5 protein-coding genes are annotated in these 3,079 nt (G+C 37.5%); 4 read left to right on the top strand and 1 reads right to left on the bottom strand.

Annotated elements, in window-relative coordinates:
* Positions 1–98: 98 nt before the first annotated feature.
* From ABXH34_RS18365 to ABXH34_RS18375, 4 genes are all read left to right on the top strand, one after another.
* Positions 99–632, top strand: a complete 534-nt coding sequence (locus ABXH34_RS18365) for a hypothetical protein (protein ID WP_353573341.1) — start codon at positions 99–101, stop codon at positions 630–632.
* Between the two features lie 335 nt (positions 633–967).
* The gene (locus tag ABXH34_RS18800; RefSeq protein ID WP_502710432.1) at positions 968–1,087 is read left to right on the top strand and encodes a type II toxin-antitoxin system Phd/YefM family antitoxin; all 120 of its coding nucleotides are present in this window, start codon (positions 968–970) and stop codon (positions 1,085–1,087) included.
* Between the two features lie 203 nt (positions 1,088–1,290).
* The gene (locus tag ABXH34_RS18370; protein WP_353573342.1) at positions 1,291–1,899 is read left to right on the top strand and encodes a Uma2 family endonuclease; all 609 of its coding nucleotides are present in this window, start codon (positions 1,291–1,293) and stop codon (positions 1,897–1,899) included.
* Between the two features lie 140 nt (positions 1,900–2,039).
* A complete protein-coding gene (locus ABXH34_RS18375; RefSeq protein ID WP_353573343.1) occupies positions 2,040–2,804 on the top strand; it encodes a TlyA family RNA methyltransferase in 765 nt (254 codons plus the stop codon).
* A 7-nt stretch (positions 2,805–2,811) separates the two neighbouring features.
* Here ABXH34_RS18375 and ABXH34_RS18380 read toward each other — a convergent pair.
* A partial coding sequence (locus tag ABXH34_RS18380; protein WP_353573344.1) for a hypothetical protein occupies positions 2,812–3,079 on the bottom strand: 268 nt, incomplete at its 5' end.

A 3,079-nucleotide genomic window follows, 5' to 3' on the forward strand; every position in this document is an offset into this window, starting at 1 on the left:
TTTTACTTATATGATATAGGTAATTATTTACTTCTCTGATTACCCCTATTTCTGTATTCCCATATTTGTTTGAGAAGAACACACATGGAATAACCATTATGAAATTGTCTTATGTATTCGCATCTGTATTATCTTTGTCATTGTGCTGTAGCTCTGTACTAGCTGCTGTTACGACTGAGTATCGTGAAACTACAAATGCAAAAGTTACTGTAAGTGCAAAATTTAATTGTCTTGACGCACCTACTGGACAACATCGAGTTACTCCGTTTTACACCGGACTTAGTGTGGACGCGGGTGAGCTGTTAGTGTTCAGTGTTGACCCAAATCAACTATGGAGTGCTGGCTACAATGTAGATTCAAATCAGAAAGCAACAAATATCTATACAATGAATGCTAATGGTGCGGGCAACCCTTTTGGGGACGGTTCTGGTTTGTCTACAACGGTAGGCTCATACTCTTTCTTAATAGGTACTCTGGTTGGTAGCTTGGATGATGGCGACTCTTTCTTTGCTGTGGGAACTTCCCTTGCTATGTTTGCCCCTCAAGCAGGTCGTTTAAGTCTTTATCACTGGGGTTTTGGATGCTTCGATAACTATGGAGACATTGATGTCTCAATCTCAATACTAGAATAAGACCTAATAACTAACCTGGGTTCGATATAACAATACCTTCGCCACTAAATTTGCACAACAGGGTTGTGAATCCTACCTAGATGGGCGCATTGGTTTCCCTCGTTCCCACAAGTTGAGGCTGTAAAAGAACTGCAAAAATAACGACTTTAATGATCGTAAGTTGTTGATTTTACATAGTCCTAAATCGAAAAAACGTGGTTCTTTTACAGCCTCAACTTGTGGGAATGCTTTCATGACGTGTCACGTCAAGTATATTCATAACGCAGCGCGTCTGGACTGCATTCTTACATGGCATGTAGGAACGAGGCAAACGAATGAAGAAACAGGAATAATAGATGAATAGTATCAGCATAAACCAATTCCAAAGCGCGTTTAAAACACTAGTAGAGCAGGTTATTACAACGCATACACCCTTAAAAGTCACTCAAAATGCGGATAGTGAATTTAATTTATAGTTGTAAATGCAAAAGATTGGGAACGAGACCAAGAAACACTTTATATTTTGCAAAACACACAACTGATGCAACAAATTTCTGACTCTTTAAAAACACATCAACAACACAAAGGCTATAAACCAACTCAGGAACAATTAAAAGAAATATTTCATGATAACCCTACCTGCTAAAATAGAATACAGATAAAAATAGACGAGCATCACATGCCAGCACAACCACAATTAGATACACCAACAACACCCGAAGAATATTTAGCCTTTGAACGTCAATCAACTGAAAAACATGAATTTGTTGATGGAATTATCTATGCATATGGAGATAGTCACGCTGATGATGAAACTTATGCGATGTCTGGTGCAAGTCAAAAACACAATATCATTGCAGGTAATTTATTTGGAGAACTGTGGACAAGCTTTAAAAAGCGCGATTGTAGTGTTTACATGAGTGATATGCGGGTTAAAGTGAGTGAGACTGATTATGTCTATCCTGATGTGGTTGCCGTTTGTGCTGATGTAGAGCTTGATGATAATAAGTTTGATATTTTGCTAAATCCTAGCGTAATTATCGAGGTTTTGTCAAAATCGACTAAAACTTATGATAAAGATAAAAAAATGGCGTTGTATCAAAATTTACCCACAGTTCAAGATTATGTATTAGTTGCACAAGATCAGTATCGCATTGAGCATTATCAACGTCGTAGTCAAAATCAATGGCTATTGACGGTATTAACTGAGCCAGAACAAATCTTGATATTACAAAGTGTTGATACCCAAATTTCAGTACAAGATGTTTATGATAAAGTGAGTTTTTAATACGTCTAATATCACTAAAGCATTCATTAGCGCACTATCTGAAAATGCTGTTTAAATACCGTTATTGACCCTTTCATTAGAATAACTTAACCTGTGCTCTTTTACAGCCTCGATTTGTCAGAACAAGATATGAATCAGATATGTCAAATCAAACTTGCTTGCGAGTGAAAATCACTATCAATATGCGCATAGATAAATTACTACAACATCAAAACCTTACCAGCTCACGCCAACGTGCCCAAGAACTTATCACACAAGGCCAAGTCTGGGTTAACAATCAATGTATCAAAAAATCCAGCAAAGAATTTGCTGAAACAACTCAGATTGAAATTCGTGGAAATCAATTAAAATGGGTTTCGCGTGGTGGCTTGAAATTAGAACAGGCTTTTAATACATGGCCTTTAGCTAAACCTGAAATTTGTTTAGATGTGGGTGCGTCAACAGGTGGTTTTACTGATGTATTGCTCAGCCTTGATGCAAAAAAAATCTATGCAGTTGATGTGGGACATGATCAATTAGTTGAAAAATTAAAACTAGATGAACGAGTTATCAATCTTGAAGGAGTTAATATCCGTCAACTGAATGCCGAATTAATCTCCGAACAAGTCGATTTTTGTTGTATTGATGTGTCGTTTATTTCACTGACTTTAGTTTTGCCTGCGCTTATCAGTGTGCTGCAACCTCAAGCCAATATTGTTGTATTAGTCAAACCACAGTTTGAAGTCGGCCAACAAGGTTTAGGCAAAAAAGGCATCGTCAAAGATGAAACCCAGCATCAATTTGCCCTAGATAGAGTCTCTCAATGTGCCAAAAGCCTTGGTTTTGAGGTCAAACAACAGATTGATTCACCAGTATTGGGCAGCAAAGGTAATAAAGAGTTTTTACTGTGGTTATCATCTGAATGACAGCTTATTAGTCTCGAATAAACCAGCGTCGAATTAATTCCACTTGGAAACGATAGCCCGTACCTAAACGCACAAGTAGTTCCCGTTGCAGTAAATTCGCAATACAAACATCAAAATTATCAGGACATTGCGTTCGCAACCATTCCTCATCCAATAATTGCGCCTCACCTTGTTTTGCAATTAATTTTAATAAATTCAAACTATTAGGTGAAATTTGATTATTGGCAATATCAGCAAAGAAAAATCGACCATGCTGCAATGCCCCCGGTACAGCC

The organism is Candidatus Albibeggiatoa sp. nov. BB20 (genome assembly GCA_016744725.1).
In the GTDB taxonomy this organism is placed as follows: Bacteria; Pseudomonadota; Gammaproteobacteria; order Beggiatoales; family Beggiatoaceae; genus Albibeggiatoa.

Coding starts and splice junctions, on each gene's coding strand:
- ABXH34_RS18365 (WP_353573341.1), top strand. CDS start 99: ATGAAATTGTCTTATGTATTCGCATCTGTATTATCTTTGTCATTGTGC.
- ABXH34_RS18800 (WP_502710432.1), top strand. CDS start 968: ATGAATAGTATCAGCATAAACCAATTCCAAAGCGCGTTTAAAACACTA.
- ABXH34_RS18375 (WP_353573343.1), top strand. CDS start 2,040: ATGTCAAATCAAACTTGCTTGCGAGTGAAAATCACTATCAATATGCGC.
- ABXH34_RS18370 (WP_353573342.1), top strand. CDS start 1,291: ATGCCAGCACAACCACAATTAGATACACCAACAACACCCGAAGAATAT.